The organism is Streptococcus oralis subsp. oralis (genome assembly GCF_002096435.1).
GTDB lineage: Bacteria > Bacillota > Bacilli > Lactobacillales > Streptococcaceae > Streptococcus > Streptococcus oralis_AA.
Genome location: NZ_NCUI01000024.1, coordinates 155,540 through 181,346, shown reverse-complemented (window position 1 = coordinate 181,346; position 25,807 = coordinate 155,540). Strand labels below are relative to the sequence as shown.

Genomic DNA, 25,807 nt, shown 5'->3' with positions numbered 1-25,807 from the left:
TATCACATTTTTTGCAAAATTTATAGTCTGATTTGGATAGTCTAGGGGAAACAAATCCATCCCCTCACTCCAGTTAGACTAGCCAAAAACCTTTCTTGGCTTGTAGAGATTGCCCCTTTTTTCTAGAATGGCTAGCAATGTATCTCCCTCAAAGGCAGCTAATTCTTGGTCCGTTTGGTCTAGCTTGATAAAACGACCAAAGCGCACTTCTGTAGCCTCTTCTGGACTTAGGAAAACTTTGACAAGATCCCCCGTTCCAATTTCAAGAGGATGGAGAAAGTCCAGTTGACCAGCCTCCACTTTTGCAGCAATTTCGTCCAAGGTAAGAGCATCCTCCAGTTGTAACCCTGCAGCACTAGTCCGTGTCAGATGGGACATATGGGCCGCATAACCAAGCTTCTCTCCCAAGTCAACTGACAAGGTACGGATATAAGTCCCCTTACTGCATTTCACACGAAATGTAAAACGTGCGAGGTGATCGTCATAAGAAATCGAACTAGTCCGCTCAAATTGATAAATAGTCACCTGACGTTCTGGACGCTCCACTTCCTGACCAGCACGCGCATACTCATAGAGCTTGCGACCATTAACCTTGACAGCCGAATACATAGGCGGAATCTGGGTAATAGGTCCGGTCAGACTCGCAATCGCTTCATCGACAATGGTTTCATCCAAGGGAGACAAAACGGGTGTCTCTGCGACCACTTCTCCGCTGGCATCCTCAGTCGTCGTTGAATAACCAAGAGTGATTTCTCCCTCATAGACCTTACCCTCATCCTGCATAAATTCGACCATGCGGGTTGCCTTGCCAACTGCAATGGGCAAAACACCCACAACATCAGGATCTAAGGTACCTCCATGACCAATTTTCTTGGTTCCCAAAATCTTACGCAGCTTAAAAACTGCATCATGCGAGGTCATGCCCGCTTCTTTTTTTAAGTTGATAATACCGTTCATGTGTTGCTTTCTAGTTTCCCTTTCACTTCTATTCCTCATTGTTTAAATCAATTTTTTTAATATCATATAAATCCTCAGAGTAAAATGGTTTACCCGACTCAATTGGTAAAATATATTCAAAATTATCATCCTTTTCAAGCTGTTTATATTTTCCATTAACAACCGAAAAGTAGTCAGCATTTATGTTGTAATATCCATCTGGAAAGCTTGAAAAATCAATATCTCCTAGTTCCAATAGGTTGCTTTTGCTAAGTGTTAAATGCGAGCAAAGTGCTCCCTCCTTCATAAAGTCTTTAACAGAAAGAGTCGCATATCCTCTAAAAGCTTGTTTTTCTTTACTGAATGAATTTTGATTTTGAAGAGCCTTTTCTTTTATTAAAGGAGTTATCCTATATGAATTTGATATTTTAAAACCAGGGCTAGCTAATGGCTGTTCTTTATCATCAATAACTACTATATCATATCCTTTCTTTTGTATTGTACTTTCTACAGCTGATTTAAAATCATTCAGAACTGTCTGAGCTTCTTGGCTCGATGCAGAAAGCCTCAAGAATTCTTTAAAACCATAATTCTCATTAATGAAACTGACCTGTGTTAATTTTTGACGAATGTACTTAGCACCTACTTGGATAGTCATTCCATTATCCGATACATCAAAAATACTAATATCTGAAACGTTACTATCTATTTCTACTCTTTTAAGAGCAACATCATAATTCATTCCCCTAGAAGAATAAAACTCTTTTAATTGTTGAACTTTAGCATTATTTCTAAAGTGGGTTTGAATTGTATTTCCTATAAGTGGAGAAAAAATCCCAATCAAAAATAGAATAAGTAACTTACGACTTAATTTTGGATTATAGTCTTCCTTTTGATAAATCCAATCTAAATACGGAAATAAAAATAATGAAAAAATGAAACTCCAAAGGTCAATATCTTTTATAAAGTCAAAGGAAACAATCATTTTAAATCTTAACAAAAACATCAGAAAAATTGCTAAAAAAATATTTCCAATCAATAGGAAAGCAATGATGCGTTTCGATTCATTTTTTACTTTTCGCACATAAGATATCCCCACCAGAAGATTAGCCAAAAAACTAATTCCATAACCGAATATAGTTGGAATAAATCCAAAAATAGCAAAGAATAAATTATATCTTGAGTCAGTATCGCCTACGCCTTCAATATTTAAAAGACCATATAGGAGATTAAGAAAAAATACAACTAATGGTAAATAAGCAATATAAATTTCCGAGAATTTCAAAGATTTTTTCATAGGAACTCCTGTTTTTAAGGTAATCTCACTCGCCCTTCAGCGCTTCAAATTTCGCTTTCATAGTTGGATTTTTTCGGGTCAATTTTTTAACTGAAACATCTTCCAATTTGTTATTAGCGAGACGGAGTTGGTTTTCGGATGTGGTTAGGAATTTCTTAACCTCTTCCATGCGTTTGATAGCCTTGTCGATTTCATCGATAGCTTTACCAAAGTTGGTCGAAGCGGAGTTATAGTTCTTGGCAAAAGCTACTTTAAAGGCATCCAAATCTTCCTCAAAATGTGTAATATCGATATTTTGCTCTCGAACCAAGGCCAACTCTTGTTTGTATTTTAGGGAATTAAGCGCCGCATTTCGCAAGAGACCAATCAACTGGATAAAGAACTGAGGACGAACCACATACATCTTTTCATACTCGTGGCTGACGTCAACAATCCCTGTGTTAAAGTAATCGTTATCGGCCTCAAGCATGGTCACCAAAACGGCATACTCACAGTTCTTCTCCCGACGGTCCTTGTCCAATTCCTTGTAAAAATCCGCATTCTTGTGCTTCTTCTCTGTTCCGTCCGCTTCATTTTTCATCTCAAACATGATGGAAATGAACTCTAGACCATTTTCATCAAAATCACGGAAGATAAAGTCTCCCTTAGATCCACGCGCAGAGACCTTGTTATCCTTCTCAAAGTAGGCATTTGGAAAGGCAAAACTACGAACCTTGTTAAACTCACTCTCTGCATACTGTTCCAAACTTTCCCCGATAGCTTTTGTGGATTGTTGGGCTTTGAAATTCTTGTAAAATTCGACTTGTTCACTGGCTGCCTTGAGCTGGGCTTCGTAATTTTGCTTAACAGAAGCCAAAGACAACTCATTTTCCTTTTCTTGCAAGAGGAGCTGGTTTTTGACCTGATCACGCTCTCTTTCTAAATCAGAAAGGGTCTTTTGCAGTTGATTTTCATGCTCCAAACGCAAGGTGGCCAATTGGTTTTCCAAGGCCTGTAGTTCCTTGTCCTTTGCCAATAAAGCCTGATGACTTGTCTGTTCAACTTCTTTCTTGGCCAACTCTTTCTCTGTATCAAAGTTTTGGATTTGACTCTGCAGTTGCGCAATTTCTTGGTCTTTTTGAGCCAGTTTAGTCTGTTGCTCATTCATAGCCTTTTGCTCAGCCAAGGCCAGCTCCTGCTTCATGCGATCGTGTAATTCCTTATCAAACTCAGCTGTTCTCACTTGGGATAAAAGTTCAGCATACTGGCTCTCATTTACTGTAAAGACTTCCCCACAATTTGGACATTTGATTTCGTTCATATCTTTCCTCTTTCTAGACTTCTCTAACCATTATATCATGCCTGAGGGAAAATCAAAAACAGTGAGTCGAAACCCACTGTTTATATCTTTTACTTTAAATTTTTTCCAAGGCCAAGCGCAAATCTTCAATCAAATCCTCTACATTTTCAAGACCGATTGACAAGCGGATTTGGTTTGGTGTGACACCTGCTGCTTCTAGATCTTTTTCTGACAACTGACCGTGAGTGGTTGTCGCTGGATGAACAACAAGCGATTTGGCATCTGCAACGTTCGCAAGGTCAGAGAAGATTTCCAAATTATCAATTACTTTACGAGCTTCTGCCTCTCCACCTTTGACATGGAAGGTAAAGATTGAACCCACACCTTTTGGCAAATATTTCTCAGCCAAGGCATGATATGGACTGTCAGCTAGTTTTGGATAATTTACCTTCTCTACCTTAGGATGGTTGACAAGGAAATCAACAATTTTCTCTGCATTTTGCACATGGCGTTCCACACGAAGAGAGAGAGTTTCAAGTCCCTGGAGCAAGAGAAAGGCGTTAAATGGCGACAAGGCCGCACCTGTATCACGGAGCAATTGAACACGAACAGCGATAATAAAGGCTGCTGCACCCACATCACGAGTATAGCTCAAGTTGTGGTAGCTAGGATCTTCCTCAACAAATTGAGGGAATTTTCCTGAAGCTGCCCAATCAAAACGACCACTGTCCACGATGACACCGCCAATAGTCGTACCATGTCCACCAATAAACTTAGTTGCTGAGTGAATGGCAATATCTACACCGTGAGAGAAGACGTTAATCAAATATGGTGTGGCAAAAGTATTGTCCGAAACGAGAGGAATCTGGTGTTTATGCGCAATCTCAGCCAATTTTTCCAAGTCAGGAATGTTAATCAAGGGATTCCCCAAGGTTTCAATCAAGACAAGCTTGGTATTGTCATTGATAGCTGCTTCCACTTCTTCCAAATTATCCACATCGACAAAGGTTGTTGTAATCCCATAACGAGGAAGGGTTTCCTTCAAGAGGTTGAAGGTCCCACCGTAAATAGTTGACGCAGCCACCACATGGTCACCTGCGTGAGCAAGCGCCAAAATAGTGTAGGTTACAGCAGCCATACCTGATGCGGTCGCTAGTGCTCCAACACCACCTTCAAGTGCAGCGATTCTTTCTTCAAATGCCGCTGTTGTAGGGTTGGTAATACGGGTATAGATATTCCCCGGTTTTCTCAAAGCAAACAGATCCGCACCTTCCTGCGTGTCATCAAAAACGAAGGATGTTGTTTGATAAATCGGTACTGCACGAGACTTGGTCGCTGGATCAACGACTTGCCCAGCATGTAATTGTAGAGTTTCAAATTTAAAATCACGAGTCATAAGACGACCTCCAAATAGCTTCATTAGGGATATTGTATCATCTTGTGCTAGTCTTTTCCAATACCGTTTTTCTATATTTTGATATAAGGAACAACTATGACTAGTCTTACACATCAAACAAAAAAGCACGATTAACTCGTGCCCGTTTTTTAATCTACATAAGTATCTTCGTTTTTATTGAGGAAGGCGTAAGGCAAGCCCATCAAGAGACCTCCTCCGATAAAGTTCCCGACAAAGGTTACACCCCAGTGACGAAGAATATTAGGTATGTCAAAGTTAGCAATTGAATCAGCTGCAACACTGAACTTAACAATCGCAAAAGAAGCAAAATTCGCAGCAATGTGTTCGTTTGTTAAGAATACAAACATGTAAATTGCTGATAAGACAAGCCAAAGTTTGGCGCCACCGTCTTTCACCAAAACAAAGGAAAGAATGGCAATGTTTACAAAGATATTGCCTAAAATACCTTCAAGCAAGACTAGCTCATTGGAACGACCTAACTTCATCTCTACAACCCCTGAAATGAAGCTATCATGTGTTAGATTTGCATAGGCTGCTGAGTGAGCAAAGCCCCAACCTGCTATCAAGGCTCCGATAAGGTTGAACAAGGTACAGTAAAGCAAAATCTCAGCTGTTTTTCTCCATGAGATTTTTTTCAAGAAACTACCAGCTGTCAAAAACATCATATTCGAAGTTACCAACTCAGCATTCAAGAAAACAATGTAGGCCAATCCCCAAGCAAAAACGAATGGGAAAAGGAAGCGACCACTACCTGGAGCGATCTTATTAATCAAGTCAGCCCCAACCGCGCCCGCAGCCGTACTAAATGTTAAAAAGGCACCTGCAAACATGGAACGAATCGCATACTTAAATTTACTTTGGCTATAAAGACTTTCTTTCTTCTTGCAAGCAAATTCAATCTTTGAGATAAATTCTGAAGAGACCATAAAAAACTCCTAAAACTTTTATTTGTGATAATTATAACATAATTCTTATTTTCTCGAAAGCGTTTTCTGTAAATTTCTAAAATATTTATCTTAAAAATCTATATCGTAAGGCTTACAAACCTTTTTCATAAGAACTATTTTGATTCTATTTATTCATATAAAAAACCAGTGAAATAGCACTTCACTGGTTCATTCTTAATATCGTTGTCTATACGGTTGATTAAAGGCCTTCAAAATATCCTCAGAAGTCTCAGAATAAGCTTTTGATTCTTTAAAGATACCTTTGACGATTATACGCTCGGTTTCATCATAATCAACACAAGTAACCAAAGTAATCTCCTGCACACCAATACGATCATCGATTTCATCTACACGGTCTGGTGTAACACGTTTTACTTCTGTAATCTCATAAGTATAAACTTTATCCTTATCCGTCAGATAAATTTTCATACCCGCTTTGGCATTGACCAAAGGTGAGAAGAGCATTTGACTGGCATTTTCAGCAGTAAAGATATGGTGACTTGCTAGAGAATAGTTGCCTTCTCCCATTTTTTGATCTGGTTTCATGGTCCCTGCTCCGTAGAACAGGTTTACATTGTCCAAACCTTTAAAAATCGGTAAGTTAATCTCCACTTCGGGAATAGCAATACCTCCAATAACGGGAAGTTTCTGAGCATCCCATTGTGAAGCCAATACAGCTTCGGATGAAATAGACTTAACAGAGTCAAAATCAAAATTCCCTTCGGTTTTTAGATTTTCATCTATATTTTCCTTAGTGACTTGATTGACTTGGTATTTATTGGTATTCCAGACCAAAAAGATATCGCGAATCTTTGAATTAAAAATTAAAGCTAGCGATAAAAGGATTAAGAAACCTGCTAAAATATTAATAAATAGATTTCTGCGCTTATTCTTCTTATTTTTCGTTTTTTTATGAGACATTATGCTTCACCTTCTGTTTCAATTTCAGTCCCAACTTCTTCTTTTTCTGCCGCAGCAACCGTTGTAAAGGTCACAATCTTAGCATCCTGATCTAGACGCATCACCTTAACTCCCATAGTTGAGCGTCCAGTTTGTGAAATATTGGCAACGTTAGTACGGATCATGACACCTGTATCTGTGATAATCATCAGGTCTTCATCTCCTTTAACAGTAAGAAGACCTGCCAGAGGACCATTCTTCTCAGCAACATTGGCTGTCTTCATCCCTTTACCACCACGGCCTTTAGTAGGATATTCAGTAGCAAGTGTACGTTTACCATATCCTTTTTCAGTGATGATAAGAACTTCGTCTTGGTTCGTAATCACGCTAGCACCAACTACTGTGTCCCCTTCACGAAGATTGACTCCTCGGACACCTGTCGCGATACGGCTCATGCCACGAACAGCTGATTGATTAAAGCGAACGGCATAACCAAACTTGGTACCTATGATAATATCCGTATCTTCTTCTGTCAGCAAGACATTAATCAATTCGTCTTCATCCTTAAGATTCAAAGCTTTAAGTCCATTTTGACGAATATTAGCGAACTCTTTGACACTGGTTCTCTTCACGACACCATGACGAGTTGTAAAGAAGAGATAAGCGTCATCACTACGTTCAGACTCAACGTTGATGATGGTCTGAATACTCTCACCTTCGTCCAACTTCAATAGATTGACAACTGGCAAGCCCTTAGCAGTACGACCGTATTCAGGGATTTCATAACCTTTCAGTCGATATACGCGTCCTTTATTGGTAAAGAAGAGCAAATGATCATGGGTGCTGGTTGAAACCAACTCACGCACAAAGTCATCATCCTTAACTCCCGTACCTTGAACTCCACGGCCACCACGTTTTTGAGCAGTGAATTCACCTTGGTCCAAACGTTTGATATAGCCCTTATTAGAAAGGGTAATCAAGACATCCGTTTCTTCAATCAAATCTTCATCTTCAAGAGTTAAGACTTCTCCGATCATCAACTCCGTACGACGCTTGTCACCAAACTTGCGTTTGACTTCGTCCAATTCCTCTTTGATAATTTGCGCCACGCGCTCAGGTTTGGCAAGAATATCAGCCAAATCTGCAATCAAGGCAATCAACTCATCATATTCAGACTGAATCTTATCACGTTCCAATCCTGTCAAACGACGAAGACGCATATCAAGGATGGCTTGACTTTGACGTTCAGAAAGCTTGAACTTGCTCATCAACTCAGCTTGCGCTTCCGCATCTGTTTCACTGGCACGAATGATACGAATCACTTCATCGATATGGTCAAGTGCAATTAAAAGACCTTCTAAGATGTGCGCACGCGCTTCGGCTTTTTCCTTGTCAAAACGAGTACGGCGAACAACCACTTCTTTTTGGTGCTCGATATAAGCATCCAAAATTTGACGAAGGGACAAGATTTTTGGCACGCCATTTTCAATCGCCAACATGTTGAAACCAAAGTTGGTTTGCATCTGGGTCATCTTGAAGAGGTTGTTAAGGATAACGTTGGCAGACGCGTCGCGTTTAACCTCGATTACAAAGCGAACGCCTTCACGGTTGGACTCATCACGTACGGCTGTAATGCCCTCAATTCGTTTTTCCTGAACCAAGCGAACAATATGCTCATGCACCTTGGTTTTATTAACCATATAAGGGAATTCCGTTACAACGATGCGCTCACGACCCGTCTTAGTGGTTTCAATCTCTGTACGAGAACGAAGGACAATGGAACCTTTACCAGTCTCATAAGCCTTATGGATACCTGATTTCCCCATGACAAGAGCACCAGTCGGAAAATCTGGACCAGGCAAGACTTCCATCAAGTCCTTAGTCGTCACTTCAGGATTATCCATAACCAACTTCACTGCATCAATGGTTTCACCCAAGTTGTGAGGTGGAATATTGGTTGCCATCCCAACAGCGATGCCAGTTGCCCCATTGACCAAAAGGTTTGGAAAACGAGCTGGCAAAACCAAGGGTTCACGTTCGTTAGCATCGTAGTTATCTACAAAATCAACGGTGTTTTTATTGATATCACGAAGCATTTCAAGAGCAATCTTGCTCATACGTGCCTCAGTGTACCGCTGCGCGGCAGCACCGTCCCCGTCCATAGAACCAAAGTTTCCATGCCCATCAACAAGCATGTAACGGTAGCTCCACCACTGAGCCATACGAACCATAGCTTCATAGATAGAGGAATCTCCGTGTGGGTGGTATTTACCCATAACATCCCCTGTAATACGGGCTGATTTTTTATGAGGTTTGTCTGGTGTAACACCTAGTTCATTCATTCCGTATAGAATACGACGGTGAACAGGTTTTAAGCCATCTCGAACATCAGGAAGGGCCCGCGCAACGATAACGCTCATGGCGTAGTCGATAAAGCTGGTCTTCATCTCCTTTGTCAGATTGACATTCACTAAATTTCTATCCTGCATTCATAAATGCCTCATTTCACTATTAGTAATTAGATATATTATACCATAATTTGTCCTTCATTTCAGTCTTTGAAAACCACTAAAACGTTTACATCGATAACCGAATAGAATATTCGTGACAAAGCTTTTCAAAAGTGATAGAATGAAATTGTCTGGGGATTCCCCTAAAAAAAATGAAGGAGATGTTTAGATAATGACTTCAACTAAACAACACAAAAAAGTGATCCTTGTTGGTGACGGTGCCGTAGGTTCATCTTACGCTTTCGCACTTGTTAACCAAGGAATTGCACAAGAGCTTGGAATTATCGAAATTCCACAATTACACGAAAAAGCTGTTGGTGATGCGCTTGACCTTAGCCACGCCCTTGCCTTCACTTCACCTAAAAAAATCTACGCTGCTCAATACTCTGACTGTGCAGACGCTGACCTTGTTGTTATCACTGCAGGTGCTCCTCAAAAACCAGGTGAAACTCGTCTTGACCTTGTAGGTAAAAACTTGGCTATCAACAAATCAATCGTAACACAAGTTGTTGAATCAGGGTTCGATGGTATCTTCCTTGTTGCAGCTAACCCAGTTGACGTTTTGACTTACTCAACTTGGAAATTCTCTGGATTCCCTAAAGAACGTGTTATCGGTTCAGGTACTTCACTTGACTCAGCACGTTTCCGTCAAGCACTTGCTGAAAAATTGGATGTTGATGCTCGTTCAGTTCACGCCTACATCATGGGTGAACACGGAGATTCTGAATTTGCGGTTTGGTCACATGCTAACATCGCTGGTGTAAACCTTGAAGAATTCCTTAAAGACACTCAAAACGTTCAAGAATCTGAATTGATTGAATTGTTCGAAGGTGTTCGTGACGCTGCTTACACAATCATTAACAAAAAAGGAGCTACATACTACGGTATCGCTGTAGCACTTGCTCGTATCACAAAAGCAATTCTTGATGACGAAAATGCAGTACTTCCACTTTCAGTCTTCCAAGAAGGTCAATACGGTGTTAAGAACGTCTTTATCGGTCAACCAGCTGTTGTTGGTGCACATGGTATCGTTCGTCCAGTAAACATTCCATTGAACGACGCTGAAACTCAAAAAATGCAAGCGTCTGCTAAAGAATTGCAAGCTATCATTGACGAAGCATGGAAAAACCCTGAATTCCAAGCAGCTTCTAAAAACTAATGAAAAGAAGGTTCTCAAATATGGGAACCTTTTTCTTTTTGCACAAAATCATAACTCAACTTTTCAAATAAACAATAAAAAAAGCCTGTCAGACAAGCTCGAATACTTGATATGACAGACTTTTTGAAAATTCATTATTTAACAGCGTCTTTAAGAGCTTTACCAGCTTTGAAAGCTGGAACTTTAGAAGCTGCGATTTTGATTTCTTTACCAGTTTGTGGGTTGCGACCTTTACGTGCAGCACGCTCACGAACTTCAAAGTTACCGAAACCGATCAATTGAACTTTTTCACCAGCTGCAAGGTATTCAGTTACTGCTGCAAATACAGCGTCAACTGCTGCTGCTGAATCTTTCTTAGTCAATTCTGTAGCTTCTGCTACTTTAGCGATCAAATCTTGTTTGTTTGCCATGTTAACAAATCCTCCAAATAATTTCTAATTAACAAATATAATCATATCCTAAAATCGGCTATAGGTCAAGTCAAAAACACTATTTTGACTATTTTTTCTCTATTTTTTTAGGAATTGTAGCGAATTAGAATCGCCCAAGCATTCTCTCCAGTATGAGTTTGAATAATAGAGCCAGTTTCCAATACAGAGATTGGCTTCTCAACATAAGGTTGCAATAATGCCTTCATCTCATTCGCCCATTCGTTCGTTCCAGCATAAGAAATTCCAATTTCTGCAACTGATTTTTGGGAAAGAGTATTGGTTAATTCCTCAAGCCACTTTTTGAACGTTTTCGCTCCACGTCCTTTGACGATTGGTTGGAGTTCGTGGTTCTTCATCTGCATTATTACACGAATATTCAAGAGTGAGCTTAGTAATCCTGTCACACGTCCAATACGACCACCCTTAACTAAGTTTTCTAGCGTCGAAACACCGATATAGAGTTCTGTATGATTTTTGACGTCCTCTACATGAGCCAAGATCGTTTCTAAATCTTTACCTTCTTTAGCAAGTTTTGCAGCTTCAACAACTTGGAACTTCATTGCTTGATCTGTAAAGGAACTATCAAGAACCGTTACATCAGCAGTTGAGAGGCTGGCCCCTTGGCGAGCAGCTTCCACAGTTCCAGACAAGGCATGGGACATGTGAATGGCGATAATTTGACTGCCATCTTTACCTAGTTCTTCAAAGACCTCAGCAAACACTCCCACAGGGGGCTGGCTTGTTTTAGGCAGATTCTTACTTTGTTGCATAAGATGAAGGAATTCTCCCTCTTTCAAATCTGCATCCGAATAAAGCACACTATCAATCATAACTGATAGAGGGACAACTGTGATATTTAATTCTTTAACTACTTCTGGTTCGATAGTAACAGAAGAGTCCGTTACAATTTTTACTTGTGTCATAATTCAATCTTTCTATTCTTCTTGATAGGATTGGGATTTTCTCCTTTATTATATCAAAAAAATGATAAAAAATCATAAGTGATCCGATGAAAAGAACTGAATTTTTGGTATAATCTATCTATAGAAAAGTGAGGAACAGCCATGATTCGAAAACTTCAACCGATTATCACCATTATTCTTGGAGCTGCTATCTATGCCTTCGGTCTTACCTACTTTGTTGTTCCTTATCATTTATTTGAGGGAGGGGCGACAGGTATTACCTTGATTACCTACTACCTTTTTAAGATTCCTGTCTCATTGATGAACCTCTTGATTAATATCCCTTTATTTATCCTGGCTTGGAAAATATTTGGACCTAAGACCCTCTACTCCAGCCTTCTTGGATCTATTTCACTTTCCGTTTGGCTAGCAATTTTTGAGCGTATTCCTTTGCACATCGACTTGCAAGGTGATCTCATCATTGTTGCTTTAGTCTCAGGAGTCTTACTGGGGGTTGGTTTAGGAATTATCTTTAATGCTGGTGGAACCACTGGTGGCTCTGATATCGTTGCCCGTATCCTCAACAAATACACCAATATTTCGATTGGTAAATTGCTCTTTGGGATTGACTTTTTTATCCTAATGTTGATTTTGATTATCTTCCAGGATCTTCGTCTAGTTACCTATACCCTCTTGTTTGACTTTATCATCGCTCGTGTTATCGACTTGATAGGCGAAGGAGGTTATGCTGGTAAAGGATTTATGATTATTACCCAATATCCTGATCAATTGGCCAAAGAGATTAACGATGAACTCGGACGTGGCGTTACCTTTATATCTGGTCAAGGCTACTACAGCAAAAAGGATTTAAAAATTATCTACTGTATCGTCGGTCGAAACGAAATCGTAAAAATGAAAGATATGATTCACAAAATCGATCCTCAAGCCTTTATCACCATCACTGAGGCTCATGAAATTCTGGGTGAAGGATTCACTTATGTGAAAGATTAAAAAAGCTGGGAATTCCCAGCTTTTATTCTTCTTCTGCGAGGGTTGAATGGCGGAACCCGTAAGTAAAGTAAATGACTAGACCAACTACAAGAGCGATGCTAAAGGCAATCCAGGTATCTAGACTATATTGAAGCATAAAGGAAACACAGATAAGAATGGAAAGAATTGGCAAAAGTGGCACCAAGGGTGTTTTAAACTCTCCCTCTTTTGGCATGCCCTTATCCTTTCTGAGTTTTATTATTCCGTAGGCTAGCAAAATCAGATAAGCTAGCGTACAAATATTTAAGAAGGCTGCAATACTGGCTAGAGGAAAGACTCCTGCAGCAATAGCTGAAGCAACTCCTGTTAAGAGAGTCGCATTTTTAGGAACGCGACTAGTCTTGCTTAATTGTTTGAAACTTTGAGGTAAAAGTCCATCACGTGCTAAGCTATAAATCATCCGAGACAAAGCATAAGTCATAGAGATACATACGGTTATCAGGGATAGAATGGCTACAAGCGAAACATAATTTGCCGCCCAGCCGATACCAATACTCCGTAATGAAAATGCTACTGCATCGTCCACATTGAGCTTACTGTAGTGAACAATCCCTGTCAATACTAAGGTTACCAAAGCATAGAGAATGGTGACGATTGTCAGAGAAAGGACAATTCCGCGGGGAATATTTTTTTGCGGACTTTGAATTTCATCAACTGCCATGGAAATAGACTCAAATCCGAGAAAACCAAAGAACATCAAAGATGCACCCGCCATAATCCCAGTACTTCCACCATATAGTTGACCAAAACCAAATGGAGCAAAATTCGTCCAATTTTCAGGCTTGATGTACCAAATACCAACTAGGATAAATAAGGCGAGAGCTGAGAATTTCAAGACCACTAAAAGCGAATTAAATCTCAAAGCTGCCTTAGAATTTAATAAAACCAATCCCGTTACCAATGTTAGTACTAAAATAGGCAGAAGATCAATATAGGTTCCCTGTTTAGGGTTAAAGGTGCTATTCAAGGCTTGCGGCATGGAGATACCATAATTACTGAGCAATCCCTTAAAGTAAGCTGCCCAGCCAGACGCCACACCTGAAACAGCCGTCATGAATTCCATGATGGTCAGCCAGCCAGCAATCCAGGCTGGCAATTCTCCTAAAATCGCATAGAGGTAACTATAAGCACCACCAGTAGCAGGCACACGAGAGGCAAATTCTGCGAAAAAGAGGGCTGAAAGAGAAACACACAGGGCAGAAATCACAATGGAAATCACTAGTGATGGACCAGCTAAGGTAGCCGCTGCTGTTCCTGTAATGGTGAAAATCCCTGTCCCCACCATGGCACCAATCCCTAGAAGAATCAAATCCCACAATTTCAAATGGCGATGCATCTCTGTCTGTCTCAGACTAACATCCTTGGTTCTAAAAATATTCATTCTTCATCTCCACTAAATGTAATTGTTCTATTTTACCATATAAAAGCAGTTTTGTGAATATTTATTAGGTTCTTTTTTGAAAAAAATTCTGAACAGAAAGGATTTCTGTTCAGAATTTGCATTTTTACCCACTGATTCTTTCAATTAGTTACTCATCAAGCGAGTAGGCTCAACAGTATACTCCATTGAAAGTTTTTTGGGGATTTGGGATTTTTTAAACTTCAAAATAAGGGAAGGGACGGTCACTATCTAAAGGACGATTTGGAACTTCTTGTTCCAAAATAGCGCGCCAACCAGATACCAATTCTTCAAAAGTCAGTTGTGCTTCTGGAGAAGCTGTTGTCAGCTTCCGACCAAACCAAGCCATGGTTGCAGTTTCAAACTGAAGCATAGCGTACTGGATTACTGGTACATCTGCCTCTTCATAATTCTCATTAACTGCACGTGCCACACCTGGTGCTTGTGGAAGGAGTTGATTGCTGATTTTATCAACTACAGTCGCATCCATCTCTCTCCATGAAAGAAGTTGACCATTTACCTGATAAAAGAGCTCAAAGGTTTCTTGATTATCCTTAAAATTAGCAAGAACAAAAGCACGTTCTACCGCCTCAGGACCACCAGCAGCTTTTACAGCGTTTATCAAGAGGTTTTGTTCCATTTGTCGCCAATAATCATCTGCTTCTTCTACTAAATCAACTGTAAAAGGTGGAATAATTTCCTCGGCAGAAATTTCGCCTTTATTCGCTTTTTCAACATTACCAAATAATTTTTTTAAGAATCCCATTTGCTTCTCCTTTTGGTTTTTATCCGACAGATCCTTCCATTTCATAGCTAATCAAGCGGTTCAGCTCAACTGCATATTCCATTGGAAGCTCTTTAGTGAAGGGTTCGACAAATCCCATGACAATCATCTCGGTTGCCTCAGATTCTGACAATCCACGGCTCATGAGGTAATAGAGTTGTTCTTCTGAAATCTTAGAAACCTTAGCTTCGTGTTCCAAAGCAACTTGCGAGTTGTGAATTTCATTGAATGGAATGGTATCTGACGCTGATAAGTCATCCATGATAATAGTATCACACTCAATGTGAGAGACAGATTTCTTAGAGTTTTTGTTAAAGGTTACTTGTCCACGGTAGTCCACTTTTCCGCCGCCTTTAGCGATAGATTTAGACACGATAGAAGAGCTTGTATGCGGTGCGTTGTGGATCATCTTGGCACCAGTATCCTGATGTTGCCCTGCATTAGCAAAGGCAATAGAAAGCATGGTCCCACGCGCCCCTTCTCCATCTAGATAAACAGATGGGTATTTCATGGTTGTTTTAGCACCCAAGTTTCCATCAATCCACTCAACAGTCGCATCTTTCAATGCTTTGGCACGTTTTGTTACCAAGTTATAGACGTTATCAGACCAGTTTTGGATAGTCGTATATCGCATATAAGCTCCGTCCAAAGCGAAAATTTCTACAATGGCTGCGTGCAAACTGTTACTTGAATAAGTTGGTGCTGTACATCCTTCTACGTAGTGGACACTTGCTCCCTCATCAACGATAATCAAGGTACGTTCGAACTGACCTGTATTTTCGTTGTTGATACGGAAGTAAGTTTGAAGTGGAATATCTACCTTGACACCTTTTGGCACGTAGATAAAGGTTCCACCTGACCATACTGCTGAGTTGAGGGCTGCCAACTTGTTATCTGTCGGCGGTACCAACTTCGCAAAGTATTGTTTAAACAAGTCTGGGTATTCCTTGAGGGCAGAATCCGTATCTGTAAAGATAATTCCTAACTTCTCAAACTCTTCCTTCATGTTGTGGTAAACCACTTCTGACTCGTACTGGGCAGAGGCACCTGCTAGATAAGCACGTTCAGCTTCTGGAATCCCGATACGTTCAAAGGTCTCTTTAATTTTTTCAGGAACTTCATCCCAAGAACGGGCTGGTTTGTCAGATGGTTTTTGGTAGTAGATCAAATCATCAAAGTCAATCTCTGACAAGTCTGCTCCCCAGGTTTGCATAGGCATTTTTTTGAAGGTTTCATAAGACTTCAAACGGAATTCTAGCATCCACTCAGGCTCTCCCTTAGCAGCTGATAATTCGCGAATGACTTCTTCATTCAATCCTTTCCCTGTCGATAGGACAGGCTCTACATCGTCATGGAAACCAAATTTATATTCACCAAGGTCAATTGGTTTTGGTTCTACTCTTTCTTCAGCCATAATATCCTTTCTTTCATTCTTTATTTCTACTGATTCGTAAGACAAAAGAAACTTGTCTTACTGTTTTTCTTGATCTTCAATTGTTTTCTTAAGTGCATTCCAAGCTAGAGTTGCACACTTGATTCGTTGAGGGAATTTGGCAACACCAGATAAGAAAGCTGCATCTCCAAGACTGTCTTGTCTGTCATCTTTTTGACCTTGGACCATTTCTGAAAAAATGGTCGCAAGCTCTAAAATTTCTTGTTTGGTCTTGCCTAAAACTGCATCTGTCATCATACTAGCAGAGGCAGTTGAAATCGTGCATCCTGAATTTAGAAAAGCAATATCTTCCAAACGGTCCTCTGCGTCAAACTTGACAGAGAGGTTGATGACATCCCCACAGGTTGGATTATTGAGGCTGATTTGCTCAGCATCTTCCAGCTTCCCTTGGTGATGTGGATTTTTCGAATGGTCTGCCACCACTGCCATATAAAGGCTATCTAGTTTAGAAAGTGCCATTGAAAAACTCCTTTGTCTTTTGTAGGGCATCGACTAGTTTGTCGCAATCTGCCTTGGTATTGTAGATATAAAAACTTGCACGAGCTGTTGCTGGGACTTCCAAATACTGAAGCAAGGGCTGCGCACAATGGTGACCCGCACGAACTGCTACGCCTTCATAATCCAGAGCTGTTGCAAGATCATGAGGATGAAGATCACCTAAGTTAAAGGCGATGACTCCCGAACGTTGAGCCAAATTCTGTGAACCATAGATAGTCAGTCCCTCAATTGCCTGCAGTTTTGGATAGACGTATGCAATCAATTCCTGTTCATGAGCTTCAATGGCATCCATGCCAATCGTTTCTAGATAATCCACTGCAGTCGCAAGTCCGATTGCACCCGCCATATTTGGCGTTCCAGCCTCAAATTTCCAAGGCAATTCCTTCCAACTAGCAGATTGCTCGTAGACAAAATCAATCATCTCACCGCCAAATTCTACTGGAGACATTTGATTGAGATATTTTTCCTTGCCATAAAGAACACCGATACCAGTCGGACCAGCCATCTTGTGACCTGAAAAGGCAAAGAAGTCCACATCCAAGTCCTGGACATCAATCTTCATATGAGGTGTAGATTGAGCTCCATCCACCACCATAATAGCACCAACTTTATGTGCCATTTGAGTGATTTCCTTGATCGGATTGACCACACCAAGAACATTTGAGGCGTGAGCTAGGGAGACAAATTTGACCTTATCAGTCAATTTAGCTCGCAAATCCTCCATGTCCAAGGCTCCATCCTTTAGATAGACATAAACAAGCTCCGCTCCAGTCTTGCGGCAGGCCTTCTGCCAAGGAATGATATTGGAATGGTGTTCCATGACAGAAATCAAGACCTGGTCTCCCTCAGTGAGAATTTCCTCAGCGAAGCGTGCCACCCAGTTAAGGCTGGTTGTCGTTCCTCTGGTAAAAAGTACTTCCTTTGTAGAGCTTGCATTGATAAACTTACGAATGGTCTCACGAGCGGCTTCATAAGAAGCTGTTGCTCGCTCAGCCAAGGTATGAACACCACGGTGAACATTGGCATTGTCCTGCTTATAGTAGCGGTTGATTGTTTCCAGAACTGCTAGTGGTTTTTGTGTCGTCGCAGCATTGTCCAGATAGACCAGACGTTCATCGTTGACAATCTGGTCTAAAATTGGAAAATCCTTGCGAATCGCTTCTACATCTAACATAGGCTTCCCCTTAGCGTTTTGACAATTTTTCTTCGATAGTTGCAATCATTTCGTCTCGAACTTCTTTGACTGGAATCTCAACGATAACAGATCCAAGGAAACCACGAACAACCAAGCGTTCTGCAGTTGCCTTATCCAAGCCACGACTCATGAGATAGTACATATCTTCTGGATCTACTTGTCCGATAGAAGCTGCGTGACCTGCAGTTACGTCATTTTCATCAATCAAAAGAATTGGGTTGGCATCTGAACGTGCTTGGTCTGAAAGCATGAGAACACGACTTTCTTGTTGTGCATCTGCTCCCTTAGCGCCTTTGATGATGTGACCGATACCGTTGAAGGTCAAAGTTGCTTTTTCAAGGATAACCCCATGTTGGAGAATATTTCCGATAGAGTTGCAACCATAGTTAGTCACTCGAGTATCAATCCCTTGAACCTGACGGCCACTTGAAAGAGCTACGACTTTAAGGTCTGCATGGCTACCATTTCCAATCAAGTCGCTATCAAAATCCGCAACGACGTTTCCTTCGTTCATGACACCGATTGCCCAGTCAATGCTTGCATCGTTGCCTAGTTTACCACGACGGCTAATGTAGGCAGTGACATTTTCACCTAAGCGGTCAATAGCCGCAAACTTCACTTGCGCACCGGAACGAGCAATCACTTCGACTGTGATATTAGCAGTTGCCTTCGCACTACCTCCACCTCGTGACTCTAGACGTTCAAGATAGCTTATTTTAGAGTTTTTACCAGCAATGATGAGGATATGCTTGTTAAATGGCACATCGCTATCGCTGTCTTGGTAGAAAATACCTTCGATTGGTTCAGCAATCTCAACATTATCAGGAATGTAGAGAACAGCACCACTGTTAAAGTAAGCTGTATGGTAGGCTGCCAACTTGTCATCGTCATACTTAACAGATGACATGAAGAATTCTTCGATCAGCTCTGGAATTTCTTCTAAAGCTGAATGGAAGTCTGTGAAGACAACACCCTGTTCAGCCAATTCAACTGGTGTTTGTTCAAAAACAGTTTGCGTTCCTACTTGCACCAATTTCAAGTGATTATCTAGCGCAGTAAAATCTGGAACATTTGCTGAAGGATCACTTTCTGTGATGGTTCCATCCCCCAAATTCCAACGGTGGAATTTCACACGCTCAATAACTGGTAATTCCAAACTCTCAATCTTATCAAAAGCTTTTTGACGGAGGTCTGACAACCAGCTTGGTTCAGCGTGCATTTCTGAAAAAAGTTTAATATTCTCTTTAGTCATTTACTTCTCCTAAAAGATACGAGGGAATTACAATTCTTCCTTGTAGTCGTAGCCAAGTTCTTCAGCTAGTTTTGCGTATCCTTCACGTTCCAAACGCGCAGCCAATTCTGGACCACCAGAAAGGACAACACGACCTTCCATCATCACGTGTACCACGTCTGGTGTGATGTAGTTCAAGAGACGTTGGTAGTGAGTGATAATCATAGCACCAAAACCTTCACCACGCATAGCATTGACACCTTTCGACACAACTTTAAGAGCGTCAATATCAAGACCTGAGTCAATCTCATCCAAAAGGGCAAAAGTTGGTTCCAACATCAAAAGCTGAAGAATTTCATTACGTTTTTTCTCACCACCAGAGAATCCTTCATTAAGGTAACGCTCAGCCATTTCTTCTTTCATGTTGAGCAATTCCATTTTCTCGTCTAGTTTAGTGATGAACTCACGAACTGAAATCTTTTCATCATCTTCTTTACCAGCATTCATAGCTGCACGAAGAAATTCAGCGTTGGTAATTCCAGGGATTTCAGATGGGTATTGCATAGCAAGGAAAAGTCCCAAACGCGCACGCTCATCCACTTCCAATTCAAGGATGTTCACACCATCAAACAAGACTTCACCTTTAGTGACTTCATAGTTTGGGTTCCCCATAATAGCGGCTGAAAGAGTCGACTTACCGGTACCATTTGGTCCCATGATAGCTGCAATTTCTCCTGTTTTCAGAGTCAGATTGACCCCTTTCAAAATTTCTTTTCCTTCAATCTCAACGTGAAGATCTTTGATCTCTAATACTGACATGATAGTTCCTTTCTTTTTCTGGCCTACTCCCTTTATCCTTAGAGAAATCACTTACATTTCTCAAAAAATACAAGAAAAGGTCCATAAATATACTCTACTAGTATAACAAAAAAAAGCCTAAAAGGCTTTGATTTTGTTTAGAAGCTAGTGACTAATCCTTGCGGTTTAGGTGCTGATCAATAGCATCTACTATTTTCCCCATTACATAACTTAACCTAAAATTTCGAAAAAGTAGAATGGCCCAAAAGGCTGCCATGAAATAGCGACCAGTCATCCAAGCTTCATTGAAAAAATAAGTCTCAGCAGCGGTAAATAGTGCTATCACGATAAATTGTTGTCTAGTCATAGGATTATTGTACCATGAAATCCACTTTTAGTCTTCTTCGACCATGACTTTATCAGCCAGAAATTCAAATCCCTCTGGAATCAGGCTCTCTTCTTCTACCTCTTGATCTGCTTGAGAAGACTTGTTTTTAGCTGAAAATGCTGCACGAACCTCTTTCCATTCCTCTAGGGAAATTGCCAGGATTTCAGGTGAAAATCCAGCCGCCTGGCTGAGAATATTGCCAAACATGGTATTGAGGTTATCCCGTTTCATGGTTTGCCCAGCATTGAAATTAGACTCAAAAGCTAAAATAGCATGGTGTTCGTTTGCTGCAACTGGCTGAGAACCAACAAGCAGAGCCTTATCAGGACCAGCTAAGCTTTCGATTACCTCTCCCCATGCATTCTGGAGGCGAATCAAGTTTTGCCGTGCCAATTCAGGATGTTCAACAGCTTCTTGTAGGATAGCCTGAACTTTATTACGGTCTACTCGATAGACAGTCTTGGAAGTGGTTGGACGGCTAGGGACTGGCGCCACTTGTTTAGGAGCAGTGCCCATATTGGCAAGTTCTTGCTTGAGACGGGCAACTTCCTGTCTCAGTGCTGAAATTTCGCTTTCAACAGCCCCTGAAAGCACTGATTCAGGCTTGATTTCTGCTAAACGAATGGTCATCATCTCAGCATAAATCTTAGGTTGCAGGCTAGCTTTCATATCCGCCAAACTCACAGTCGCTATTCGAATCATTTCAAAGAGACTTTCCTGAGAAAGAGCTAGATTGTCCATAAAAACTGGACTATGATGAGTATTTTCGCCACCCGTCTGAACAACCAGTAAATCACGCAAATACTGCAAGAGATCCGTCACAAAACGCGTCATGCTCTTGCCATTTTCAAACAAAAGATTCAAAGCATCAAGCGCTTTTGGGACATCCTGTTGGGCCAAGGCAGCTACGTAATCATCAAGTGCTGATAGACTAATGGTGCCTGTAATCTCCTCGGAGATAGCTGTAGTTAAAGCATTCCCTTGAGTCAAACTCAAGGCTTGGTCCAGAATAGACAAGGCATCCCGCATCCCACCTTCAGCTCGTCTAGCAATGATTGCCACAGCCTCTGGTTCAGAACTGATATTTTCTTTTTCTAAAATATGATGAATATGTGCTGTGATATCTTGCGTTCTAATCGATTTAAACTCAAAACGTTGGACACGCGATAAAATAGTTGCAGGAATCTTGTGCAATTCGGTAGTCGCTAAGATAAAGACGACATTCTGAGTCGGCTCTTCAAGCGTCTTCAAAAGCGCATTAAAGGCTCCCGTAGACAGCATATGGACCTCGTCAATAATATAGACCTTGTAACGTGCTAAGCTAGGTGCATAGGTAGATTTGTCACGAATTTCACGGATTTCATCGACTCCGTTATTCGAAGCTGCATCCATTTCAATAACATCTTCTAGGCTTCCTTCTGTCACTGCCTGACAGATATAGCAGTGATTACATGGTTCTCCATCCACTTGATTTGGGCAGTTCATGGCCTTGGCAAAAATCTTGGCTACGCTAGTTTTCCCAGTTCCACGAGGGCCTGAGAAGAGATAGGCATGACTAATCTTTTCCTGCTCAACCGCTTGTTTTAGGGTTTTAGCCACAACCTCTTGACCTACCAGTTGTGAAAAAGTTTGGCTTCTATATTTTCGATAAAGTGCTTGATACATTAGGCTTTCTCCTCAAACATCGTAAAGTCCCATTCTGTCTTCTCAAGCAAAATAGCGACAAATTGTTCCAAGTAATCACGGTCAATGGCATTGTAATCATCAATAAGTGAAGAATCCAGGTCTAAGACACCCAGCAATCGACCATTCTTGAGCATGGGAACTACGATTTCACTCTTGGCCATACTATCACAAGAAATGTAGTTTGGATAGGTGCTCACATCGCCAACTAAAACAGTCTCTTGAAACTCAGCAGCTTCTCCACATACTCCTTTTCCAAGCGGAATGCGAATACAAGAAACACCACCCTGAAAAGGACCTAAAACCAACTCGCTACCATCAAACAGATAAAAACCTGCAAATACTGTATTCGAAAAGCGAGATTTTAGGAGGGCACTAGCATTCGAAAGATTGGCAAGAACATTGCTCTCACCTTCAAGTAAATAAGAGAGTTCCTCATTTAACAATTGATATTGTGATTGTTTTTCTGAATCTAACATAGAACTATTATATCAAAAATGGGAAAGAGACAAAAGAAAAATCCCTTGTTTTAAACAAAGGATTTTGCGATTATCAATTTGATTAAAGTTCGATATCACCGAACAAGTCAGCCATTGAGAATCCTGTTTGTGTTTCTGGAAGTTCGAAATCACGTTTTTCTTGACGTTTTGGACGACGTGGACGAGCAGCACGTTTTTCTTCTTTTTGTCCTTCTTCTTGAGCTGGACGCTCTTCAAGAGCTTTGATAGAAAGTGATACACGTTCTGCGTCAGCGTTAACATCAAGTACTTTAACAGTAACTTCTTGACCAACAGTAAGAGCTTCTTTTGGATTTTCGATACGTTTGTGTGAAATTTGTGATACGTGAACAAGTCCATCGATACCTGGCAATACTTCAACAAATGCACCAAAGTCAGTCAAACGTTTAACTGTTCCTTCTACTACATCACCTTTAGCCAATTTTTGTTCAACGCCATCCCATGGTCCAGGTGTTGTTGCTTTAAGTGAAAGTGATACGCGTCCTTCTTCTTCGTTAAGATCAAGGATCTTCACTTCGATTTCTTCACCAACAGTTACAACTGATTTAGGTGATACGTTACGTTCGTGTGACAACTCAGTCAAGTGAACCAATCCGTCAACACCACCAAGGTCGATGAAAGCACCAAAGCTAGTGATACGAGCAACTTTACCAGTTACGACATCACCAACAGCTAATTTACCGAATACTTCAGCACGAGCTGCTGCAGTAGCTGCTTCAACAACTTCACGACGTGAAAGGATGAAACGGTTTTCTTTAGGATCAACTTCTTTGATTTTAGCATCAAATTCTTGACCTACGAAACGCTCAGTGTTACGTACGAAACGAGTATCCAACATTGAAGCTGGGATGAATCCACGAACACCTTCAAATTCTACTGAAAGTCCACCTTTAACGGCACGAGTTCCTTTAACAGTAACAACTTCTTCTTCGCGTCCTACAAGTTTGTCCCATGCTTTGCGAGCTTCAAGGCGTTTTTTAGATACAAGGTATGTAACTGTATCAGTATCTTTACCAACTACTTGACGAAGTACAAGAACATCCAATACTTCTCCTACTTTCACAAAGTCATTGATATCTGCATCGCGATCGTTTGTCAATTCGCGAAGAGTCAAGACACCTTCAACACCAGTCCCAGAGATTGCAACGTTAGCTTGAGTCGCATCAACTGTCAATACTTCAGCACTAACAACATCACCAGGCTCAACTTGGCTAACGCTATTTAGCAAATCTTCAAATTCGTTCATCTAAAAAATCCTCCAACAATCAAGTTTTTTCAAAAACTTGACATACTTATAATTTTTTTCCTAAGCACCCGCAAAGACATGTTCATATCGTTCACGTCTTTCAATTATAAAAATAAAATACCCTAAGATATTTTTCTTTTTATCTTGAATTTATTACCTAAGAACTGGGGTAGCTGGATTCGAACCAACGCATGAGGGAGTCAAAGTCCCTTGCCTTACCGCTTGGCTATACCCCATTGATGAATGGAGAGAGAGGGATTCGAACCCCCGAACCCGAAGGAGCGGATTTACAGTCCGCCGCGTTTAGCCTCTTCGCTATCTCTCCAATGTTTAACGAGAACTATTATATCATGAAATTTTCAATAAAACAAGTATTATTTTGTCAAATTATAGTTTTCAATCAAAATTTCCACAGCTTTTTCAAGTTTTTTATAAAAACTATCGACATTTCCATTCTTTATGATGGCAAATTGGCTATCTAATTCGGCAATTTCCCCAATAACCTTTTTCCCGATCGTCAAAACGTATCCTTCATAGCTGTCTTTTCCAACAGTCACTTTTGCATCTGTTAATTGGATTTCAATTTTCTTATCTTTTTTACTCATACTGCACCTCTTTTCACTTTTTCTATTGTACAAGAAAATGCTCAAACTAGCAAGAAAAAACTCCATTTCAGCTATTACAACTGCTATGGAGCTCTTCTTTATTTCATGTCTTTTAGTCCACTTTGACAATCCATCCTTCAGGCGCTTCTATATCACCAAATTGGATACCAGTCAATTCATCATAGAGTTTACGTGTAACAGGTCCTACTTCTGTTTCACTATAGAAAACATGAAAATCATCGCCATGTTGGATACCTCCAATTGGCGAAATAACCGCTGCTGTTCCACAAGCACCTGCCTCTACAAAACGCTCTAAATTATCGATTGGGACATCGCCTTCAATCGGTGTTAGGCCCAAGCGGTGTTCTGCCAAGTAAAGCAAAGAGTACTTGGTAATAGATGGTAAGATAGATGGGCTTAATGGCGTTACAAATTCGTTGTTCACTGTAATTCCAAAGAAGTTGGCTGATCCGACTTCTTCAATCTTTGTATGTGTAGATGGGTCTAGGTAGATAACATCTGAAAATTGGCGTGACTTGGCCATTTTACCTGGGAGGAGACTAGCAGCATAGTTCCCACCTACCTTAGCTGCTCCAGTACCATTTGGAGCTGCACGGTCGTATTCATCCTGAATCAAGAAGTTGGTTGGGACTAAACCACCTTTAAAATAGTTACCAACTGGCATAGCAAAGATGGTGAAAATATACTCTTCTGCTGGTTTAACCCCAATAATATCCCCAACACCAATCAACAGCGGACGAAGATAAAGGGTTCCACCTGTTCCATATGGTGGGACGTATTCTTCATTTGCACGCACAACTGCTTTACAAGCTTCTACAAACATTTCTGTCGGAACTTGTGGCATCAAAAGACGGTCACAAGTACGTTGCAAACGCTTGGCATTTTCGTCAGGACGGAACAATTGAACACTGCCATCCTTGGTACGATAGGCTTTCAAACCTTCAAACGCTTGCTGTCCATAGTGGAGACTTGGAGAAGACTCTGAAATATGCAAGGTTGCATCCTCTGTCAATTCTCCTTGATCCCATTGACCATTTTTGTAGTGAGCGATATAACGGTAAGGTAATTTCATATAAGCAAATCCAAGGTTTTCCCAATCAATTGCAACTGTCATGTGTTTCTCCTTTATACTATTCAAACTATGTGTTCTATTCTACACT

General features: G+C 40.7%; 24 protein-coding genes and 2 tRNA genes. 2 read left to right on the top strand and 24 right to left on the bottom strand.

Going from position 1 to position 25,807, the window contains the following annotated elements; all coding sequences use genetic code 11:
* Nucleotides 1-78 precede the first annotated feature (78 nt).
* From truB to gyrA, 7 genes are all read right to left on the bottom strand, one after another.
* Entirely contained in the window at nucleotides 79-957 is an 879-nt protein-coding gene (gene truB, locus B7723_RS04400; protein WP_084849768.1) for a tRNA pseudouridine(55) synthase TruB, read from the bottom strand.
* A 28-nt stretch (nucleotides 958-985) separates the two neighbouring features.
* Nucleotides 986-2,233 carry a glutamyl-tRNA amidotransferase gene (locus tag B7723_RS04395; RefSeq protein WP_084849769.1) on the bottom strand — a complete coding sequence of 416 codons (1,248 nt, stop codon included), beginning with the start codon at nucleotides 2,231-2,233 and terminating at the stop codon, nucleotides 986-988.
* Between the two features lie 25 nt (nucleotides 2,234-2,258).
* The gene (locus tag B7723_RS04390; RefSeq protein ID WP_049549804.1) at nucleotides 2,259-3,533 is read right to left on the bottom strand and encodes a DUF2130 domain-containing protein; all 1,275 of its coding nucleotides are present in this window, start codon (nucleotides 3,531-3,533) and stop codon (nucleotides 2,259-2,261) included.
* Between the two features lie 94 nt (nucleotides 3,534-3,627).
* A complete protein-coding gene (locus B7723_RS04385; RefSeq protein ID WP_000196319.1) occupies nucleotides 3,628-4,908 on the bottom strand; it encodes an O-acetylhomoserine aminocarboxypropyltransferase/cysteine synthase family protein in 1,281 nt (426 codons plus the stop codon).
* A gap of 149 nt (nucleotides 4,909-5,057) precedes the next feature.
* A complete protein-coding gene (locus B7723_RS04380; protein WP_084849770.1) occupies nucleotides 5,058-5,855 on the bottom strand; it encodes a formate/nitrite transporter family protein in 798 nt (265 codons plus the stop codon).
* A 195-nt stretch (nucleotides 5,856-6,050) separates the two neighbouring features.
* Complete coding sequence (locus B7723_RS04375) at nucleotides 6,051-6,797, bottom strand: class A sortase (RefSeq protein WP_000018505.1); 747 nt, start codon at nucleotides 6,795-6,797, stop codon at nucleotides 6,051-6,053.
* A complete protein-coding gene (gyrA, locus tag B7723_RS04370; RefSeq protein WP_084849771.1) occupies nucleotides 6,797-9,265 on the bottom strand; it encodes a DNA gyrase subunit A in 2,469 nt (822 codons plus the stop codon). The genes B7723_RS04375 and gyrA overlap by 1 nt, the downstream gene beginning before the upstream one ends.
* 193 nt (nucleotides 9,266-9,458) lie before the next feature.
* Here gyrA and B7723_RS04365 point away from each other — a divergent pair, with 193 nt between their 5' ends.
* A complete protein-coding gene (locus B7723_RS04365) occupies nucleotides 9,459-10,445 on the top strand; it encodes an L-lactate dehydrogenase (RefSeq protein ID WP_076984597.1) in 987 nt (328 codons plus the stop codon).
* 134 nt (nucleotides 10,446-10,579) lie between these two features.
* On the opposite strand, the gene B7723_RS04360 is transcribed toward B7723_RS04365, so the two are convergent.
* Entirely contained in the window at nucleotides 10,580-10,855 is a 276-nt protein-coding gene (locus B7723_RS04360) for an HU family DNA-binding protein (protein ID WP_001284636.1), read from the bottom strand.
* Nucleotides 10,856-10,962: 107 nt separating this feature from the next.
* Entirely contained in the window at nucleotides 10,963-11,799 is an 837-nt protein-coding gene (locus tag B7723_RS04355; RefSeq protein WP_084849772.1) for a DegV family protein, read from the bottom strand.
* A gap of 141 nt (nucleotides 11,800-11,940) precedes the next feature.
* Between B7723_RS04355 and B7723_RS04350 the strand changes: the two genes are divergently transcribed.
* Nucleotides 11,941-12,789, top strand: coding sequence for a YitT family protein (locus tag B7723_RS04350; protein WP_000619787.1), 849 nt, complete (start codon nucleotides 11,941-11,943; stop codon nucleotides 12,787-12,789).
* Between the two features lie 22 nt (nucleotides 12,790-12,811).
* Here B7723_RS04350 and B7723_RS04345 read toward each other — a convergent pair whose 3' ends face one another.
* The 15 genes from B7723_RS04345 to B7723_RS04275 form a co-directional block, all read right to left on the bottom strand.
* Entirely contained in the window at nucleotides 12,812-14,209 is a 1,398-nt protein-coding gene (locus B7723_RS04345; RefSeq protein ID WP_084849773.1) for an APC family permease, read from the bottom strand.
* Nucleotides 14,210-14,423: 214 nt separating this feature from the next.
* Nucleotides 14,424-14,993, bottom strand: a complete 570-nt coding sequence (locus B7723_RS04340; protein WP_084849774.1) for a hypothetical protein — start codon at nucleotides 14,991-14,993, stop codon at nucleotides 14,424-14,426.
* 19 nt (nucleotides 14,994-15,012) lie between these two features.
* A complete protein-coding gene (sufB, locus tag B7723_RS04335; protein WP_084849775.1) occupies nucleotides 15,013-16,425 on the bottom strand; it encodes a Fe-S cluster assembly protein SufB in 1,413 nt (470 codons plus the stop codon).
* Between the two features lie 57 nt (nucleotides 16,426-16,482).
* Entirely contained in the window at nucleotides 16,483-16,923 is a 441-nt protein-coding gene (sufU, locus tag B7723_RS04330) for a Fe-S cluster assembly sulfur transfer protein SufU (protein ID WP_084849776.1), read from the bottom strand.
* A complete protein-coding gene (locus B7723_RS04325; protein WP_084849777.1) occupies nucleotides 16,910-18,136 on the bottom strand; it encodes a cysteine desulfurase in 1,227 nt (408 codons plus the stop codon). The genes sufU and B7723_RS04325 overlap by 14 nt, the downstream gene beginning before the upstream one ends.
* Nucleotides 18,137-18,146: 10 nt before the next feature.
* Nucleotides 18,147-19,409 (bottom strand): Fe-S cluster assembly protein SufD, encoded by a 1,263-nt coding sequence (gene sufD / locus B7723_RS04320; RefSeq protein ID WP_084849778.1) that lies wholly within the window; start codon nucleotides 19,407-19,409, stop codon nucleotides 18,147-18,149.
* A gap of 27 nt (nucleotides 19,410-19,436) precedes the next feature.
* Entirely contained in the window at nucleotides 19,437-20,207 is a 771-nt protein-coding gene (gene sufC / locus B7723_RS04315; protein ID WP_084849779.1) for a Fe-S cluster assembly ATPase SufC, read from the bottom strand.
* Nucleotides 20,208-20,358: 151 nt separating this feature from the next.
* The gene (locus B7723_RS04310; RefSeq protein ID WP_000198269.1) at nucleotides 20,359-20,553 is read right to left on the bottom strand and encodes a DUF3272 family protein; all 195 of its coding nucleotides are present in this window, start codon (nucleotides 20,551-20,553) and stop codon (nucleotides 20,359-20,361) included.
* Between the two features lie 27 nt (nucleotides 20,554-20,580).
* On the bottom strand, nucleotides 20,581-22,239 hold the full coding sequence (dnaX, locus tag B7723_RS04305) for a DNA polymerase III subunit gamma/tau (protein ID WP_084849780.1): 1,659 nt from the start codon (nucleotides 22,237-22,239) through the stop codon (nucleotides 20,581-20,583).
* The gene (locus tag B7723_RS04300) at nucleotides 22,239-22,736 is read right to left on the bottom strand and encodes a GAF domain-containing protein (RefSeq protein WP_084849781.1); all 498 of its coding nucleotides are present in this window, start codon (nucleotides 22,734-22,736) and stop codon (nucleotides 22,239-22,241) included. The genes dnaX and B7723_RS04300 overlap by 1 nt, the downstream gene beginning before the upstream one ends.
* An 82-nt stretch (nucleotides 22,737-22,818) precedes the next feature.
* Nucleotides 22,819-24,021 carry a 30S ribosomal protein S1 gene (rpsA, locus tag B7723_RS04295; RefSeq protein ID WP_001001617.1) on the bottom strand — a complete coding sequence of 401 codons (1,203 nt, stop codon included), beginning with the start codon at nucleotides 24,019-24,021 and terminating at the stop codon, nucleotides 22,819-22,821.
* A gap of 164 nt (nucleotides 24,022-24,185) precedes the next feature.
* Nucleotides 24,186-24,257, bottom strand: a tRNA-Gln gene (locus tag B7723_RS04290).
* A gap of 8 nt (nucleotides 24,258-24,265) precedes the next feature.
* Nucleotides 24,266-24,346: transfer RNA gene (locus B7723_RS04285), tRNA-Tyr, on the bottom strand.
* A gap of 49 nt (nucleotides 24,347-24,395) precedes the next feature.
* Nucleotides 24,396-24,626: a DUF2969 domain-containing protein gene (locus B7723_RS04280; protein WP_000037107.1), complete on the bottom strand. Its 231-nt coding sequence runs from the start codon at nucleotides 24,624-24,626 to the stop codon at nucleotides 24,396-24,398.
* 112 nt (nucleotides 24,627-24,738) lie between these two features.
* Nucleotides 24,739-25,776, bottom strand: a complete 1,038-nt coding sequence (locus B7723_RS04275; RefSeq protein WP_338152276.1) for a branched-chain amino acid aminotransferase — start codon at nucleotides 25,774-25,776, stop codon at nucleotides 24,739-24,741.
* Between the last annotated feature and the right edge of the window lie 31 nt (nucleotides 25,777-25,807).

Coding starts and splice junctions, on each gene's coding strand:
- sufB (WP_084849775.1), bottom strand. CDS start 16,425: ATGGCTGAAGAAAGAGTAGAACCAAAACCAATTGACCTTGGTGAATAT.
- sufC (WP_084849779.1), bottom strand. CDS start 20,207: ATGTCAGTATTAGAGATCAAAGATCTTCACGTTGAGATTGAAGGAAAA.
- rpsA (WP_001001617.1), bottom strand. CDS start 24,021: ATGAACGAATTTGAAGATTTGCTAAATAGCGTTAGCCAAGTTGAGCCT.
- dnaX (WP_084849780.1), bottom strand. CDS start 22,239: ATGTATCAAGCACTTTATCGAAAATATAGAAGCCAAACTTTTTCACAA.
- sufD (WP_084849778.1), bottom strand. CDS start 19,409: ATGACTAAAGAGAATATTAAACTTTTTTCAGAAATGCACGCTGAACCA.
- B7723_RS04380 (WP_084849770.1), bottom strand. CDS start 5,855: ATGGTCTCTTCAGAATTTATCTCAAAGATTGAATTTGCTTGCAAGAAG.
- B7723_RS04300 (WP_084849781.1), bottom strand. CDS start 22,736: ATGTTAGATTCAGAAAAACAATCACAATATCAATTGTTAAATGAGGAA.
- B7723_RS04310 (WP_000198269.1), bottom strand. CDS start 20,553: ATGACTAGACAACAATTTATCGTGATAGCACTATTTACCGCTGCTGAG.
- B7723_RS04395 (WP_084849769.1), bottom strand. CDS start 2,233: ATGAAAAAATCTTTGAAATTCTCGGAAATTTATATTGCTTATTTACCA.
- B7723_RS04350 (WP_000619787.1), top strand. CDS start 11,941: ATGATTCGAAAACTTCAACCGATTATCACCATTATTCTTGGAGCTGCT.
- B7723_RS04360 (WP_001284636.1), bottom strand. CDS start 10,855: ATGGCAAACAAACAAGATTTGATCGCTAAAGTAGCAGAAGCTACAGAA.
- B7723_RS04325 (WP_084849777.1), bottom strand. CDS start 18,136: ATGTTAGATGTAGAAGCGATTCGCAAGGATTTTCCAATTTTAGACCAG.
- gyrA (WP_084849771.1), bottom strand. CDS start 9,265: ATGCAGGATAGAAATTTAGTGAATGTCAATCTGACAAAGGAGATGAAG.
- B7723_RS04355 (WP_084849772.1), bottom strand. CDS start 11,799: ATGACACAAGTAAAAATTGTAACGGACTCTTCTGTTACTATCGAACCA.
- B7723_RS04385 (WP_000196319.1), bottom strand. CDS start 4,908: ATGACTCGTGATTTTAAATTTGAAACTCTACAATTACATGCTGGGCAA.
- sufU (WP_084849776.1), bottom strand. CDS start 16,923: ATGGCACTTTCTAAACTAGATAGCCTTTATATGGCAGTGGTGGCAGAC.
- truB (WP_084849768.1), bottom strand. CDS start 957: ATGAACGGTATTATCAACTTAAAAAAAGAAGCGGGCATGACCTCGCAT.
- B7723_RS04390 (WP_049549804.1), bottom strand. CDS start 3,533: ATGAACGAAATCAAATGTCCAAATTGTGGGGAAGTCTTTACAGTAAAT.
- B7723_RS04280 (WP_000037107.1), bottom strand. CDS start 24,626: ATGAGTAAAAAAGATAAGAAAATTGAAATCCAATTAACAGATGCAAAA.
- B7723_RS04365 (WP_076984597.1), top strand. CDS start 9,459: ATGACTTCAACTAAACAACACAAAAAAGTGATCCTTGTTGGTGACGGT.
- B7723_RS04345 (WP_084849773.1), bottom strand. CDS start 14,209: ATGAATATTTTTAGAACCAAGGATGTTAGTCTGAGACAGACAGAGATG.
- B7723_RS04340 (WP_084849774.1), bottom strand. CDS start 14,993: ATGGGATTCTTAAAAAAATTATTTGGTAATGTTGAAAAAGCGAATAAA.
- B7723_RS04375 (WP_000018505.1), bottom strand. CDS start 6,797: ATGTCTCATAAAAAAACGAAAAATAAGAAGAATAAGCGCAGAAATCTA.